This window comes from Flavisolibacter ginsengisoli DSM 18119 (assembly GCF_900129295.1).
GTDB lineage: Bacteria > Bacteroidota > Bacteroidia > Chitinophagales > Chitinophagaceae > Flavisolibacter > Flavisolibacter ginsengisoli.
The window spans coordinates 1-3,641 of record NZ_FQUU01000044.1 but is presented as its reverse complement, the minus strand read 5'-3'; the positions used below and the strand labels follow the sequence as shown (position 1 = coordinate 3,641).

The following is a 3,641-nucleotide window of genomic DNA, read 5'->3' as shown; positions in this document are numbered from 1 at the left end:
GGTGCCTTCCAGGCAAGTCCGACATTCAGTGGTCTTGCTCCGGGCACATATACAGTAAGAGTAAAGACAACAGGCGGATGTACCTCTTCCGGTACTACAGCTGTAGTTAATGCTGCTATATGCACCTATTGTTCTTATACGCAAGGATTCTGGGGTAATAAAAATGGCTTGGCTATGTTACCAGGCTTATTGACAACATCCATGACTATTGGTCGTCCGGGACATTCTGTAATGATCCCAGCGGGTAGTGCAACCATGGTCAATGGCTTTATGCCAGGTGGCAGCACTCCTGTTGCTTTGGTAGCTGGCGATTGCACCATGTCAACAACCGCAGGTAGTTGCTTCCTGAATTCCTACGTTACAGATCAGGGAAAGATCAACAATGTATTGTTATCACAAACGATCACATTGATGCTTAATACCAGGTTACCTGGAAATCATTTATCAAACTTTATGATTCAGTCCGGATGCCTGGTTACAGGTCGTGGCACTATTGAAATGAACCAAAATGTGGTGAATTATCTCACCTACAATGGTATTACAGCAACTGTCGCTAATTTGCTTGATCTGGCTAACGATGTATTAGGTGGTGCATTAATCCCAGGTACAAATATGGGCACGCAGGCAATGCCACGCATTGTTCCATCTTACAGTGATGTGAATAATGCAGTTGATGCTATTAATAATGCCTTTGATGGATGCTCCCGGTTTATTAGGTATGATCTATGTATAAGTAGTTTAATCACTACTACCAGCAGGATCGCACCAAAATCTATGGAAGTCATTCCAGACCTTGTTAAAGTGAATGCTTATCCTAATCCTTTTAGTGATAAAGTAAGATTTACTATTAGATCTTCCGCATCAGGACAGGGATCACTGGATGTATTCAACATGGTGGGCCAAAAAATAAATACAGTTTTCCAGGGACATGTTAATGCCAATTCGGAAAAGGTAATAGAATACCGTGTGCCAACTGTTGCAAGACAAAACCTGATCTATGTGTTTACCATCAATGGTCAAAAAGTAAGCGGCAAATTGTTGAACGCAAAAGAATAACCAACAGAAAAGCCGACATTTCAAGGATGCCCAATTGGGCATCCTTTTTTTATTTAATCAAATAATCAAGCCCTTATAGGTAGCTAAAATTTAATTCCAAGACTTAATATGAAGGATCTCTGATAATCGGGTTGTAATACATCCTTAAAATAATTCTTATGCTCCATAAAAAAATTGAGATGCTTGCTATGTTTACATATGGAACTAGTTGGTAAAGCTGAACATTTAGACAAGAAGAATATTATTTACGGTTGAGTCTCAGAGTTGAAATAGTTCTAATTCTGGCATTAGATATACTAAACCTTGAATTGAATATTCTTCCATTTCTATGACAGATATCATTGATTTACAAAAACGGGTAGTTTAGATTTGTCTCAGTTATTATAATAATATTATCCTCCTTATTGAATTCATCCTCCAGGTATTATTATTCTTCCCTTATGTAATTACTATTTTGAATTCCAATTCTGTTAAGCCTTCTTTTGGTATCATTATGTAACCATACTTCAAAACGTTTCGTTATGAAATGTTTTACTAACCTGCAACTCCCTGCCTATTTGTTTACCTATGGTAAATCACCACCTACATAAAATTGTAAGAATATCTTATCCTCTAAAAAGCCTGTCCAGAATTGATAAGAACCTTATCAATAATTTAATTATCAAATAATACCATTATGAGAGCATCTACTCAACCTAGCCAGGCAAACTGGCGAACGGCCCTGGCAGGTGGATTCAGGATATTTTCAATTCTATTCCTGCTTTCATTCTATACCAATACTTCTTTAGCCCAGGCAGGTTCTCCGGCTACCGCTCACAGGTGGTTTGCTGGTGATGGCTGGCGGCAAAATACAACAGATAATACACAAACTAACATGTGGGAACCTTTGGTTTTTGCATCTCCAAATCTGCAACCAAAGGGAATTGTACGCTGTGCCAGTTCGGCTGAAACAGAATCAGGTTTGGAAGCAGTTAAAGGCACCTACCATGCTGCAGATTTTTCCATACTTGCTTCTAATTTCAACAACTGTTTCGACCAGCTCACAGAAACACGTACTGCTTCTGTGAATGCACCATCTGAAGGCGAAGACATCGTTTGGTTTAATTTCGATATCAGGCCTTTGGCTGGTACTTACCAGTTCCAGATAGTTTCTAATCAAATACTGGGTTGGGCCTTATATTATGTGGATACTGCGTTTGCACAACCAACAGCTGCTCACGGTGCTACGGGGACTTCCTACCCCCCACTTCCATTAGGCACACCTTCAGGGAATCCTGCTCACCTGGTGTATGCTGATTGTGGTACAAGTGGTAATGGGTGGTCAACGATCACAGTACCTTCATTTACCCTGCCAACCAACTATTACCTTGCTATGTGGTTAAATGATGCCGGTACTGGTGATGGCAAATCCACATTCCCGGGCAGTATGAACCTGACCTACAAGTCCAGGTATGGATGTGGAGGTTCCACATGCACATTAACTTTCCTGAAGGAAGATCTTTCCTGCACAGGCACCGGTTACCAGGCATGTGCATGGTTCGGTGGCAGTGCTGGTCAGTGGACATTGACTGATAATTCTCAAACACCAGCCAGTTCTTACACGGTCACTTATTACCTGGGGAATTCAGATGGTACGGTTGGAGCTATGATAGGCTCACCAACTACAAGTGCTAATCCAACCATTACACTGGGTACTATACCTGACGGAGCCGTTTTTGTAAAAATCTGTGCTGTTTACCCTTATGGAGAAACACATAGCCTGACATTAAATCCTGTCACCGCATATGTGCCGCCTAACACCAGTGGATATATTGCCTGTACCTCTTCAGCAACTACTGGAATATTGGCAGGACCAACTCCTCCTGTAGTAGATGGGGCACCTAATAGCCAGGTATTAAACCTTGCTAAAGGCAATACAGCTCATTTAACAGCAACTTCTACGGGTGGTACCGGTACTATCAGTTATGCATGGACGCAGTTAACTGCAGATGCCAATACTTCCTTTACATTCAATTCTTCTACTGGCAATGCAACCTTTACAGTTAATACCTTACCTAATCCATTGCCAGCATCATATAGCTTTAAAGTTGTGGCTACAGATGCTATTGGCTGCACCAGTGAAGAAACGGTACAGGTAATACCAGACGCTTCGCTGGAACCTTGCGGTATTTATGGCGATAACTCGGTTTGCAACGGTGAAACAGGATTAGTGTACACCTATGGTGATCCTAATACACTGACCCCCTATACCCTTAACACCACTGATTTCGCTTATAAATGGTCAATTACAGGTAATGGAACAATTACAAGCGCGGTTGATAATACCGGAACAGCTACGGTTAATACCAATGGTGATGGCTCATTTGTACTAACAATGACTATTGATAATGTTACAGGTATTCTTCCTGACAGGACTTGTACCTATACTGTTACAGTTAATCCATTGCCAACTTGCTCTATCACAGGCACTAATGTCATATGTTCAGGTACAACAACTTCCTTCACTGCTACGGCAGGCATGACAACGTATGCATGGACAGGACCTGGTGGCTTTACAGCTTCAACTCAAAGCACAGGCAATATCA

At 41.4% G+C, this 3,641-nt stretch carries 2 protein-coding genes; both read left to right on the top strand.

The window, feature by feature from the left end; translation table 11 throughout:
- On the top strand, positions 1-1,056 hold a 1,056-nt coding region (locus tag BUA53_RS21370; protein ID WP_175546136.1), incomplete at its 5' end, for a hypothetical protein.
- A gap of 676 nt (positions 1,057-1,732) precedes the next feature.
- Positions 1,733-3,641: hypothetical protein (locus BUA53_RS20760; protein ID WP_217653046.1), on the top strand; the 1,909-nt coding region annotated here is incomplete at its 3' end.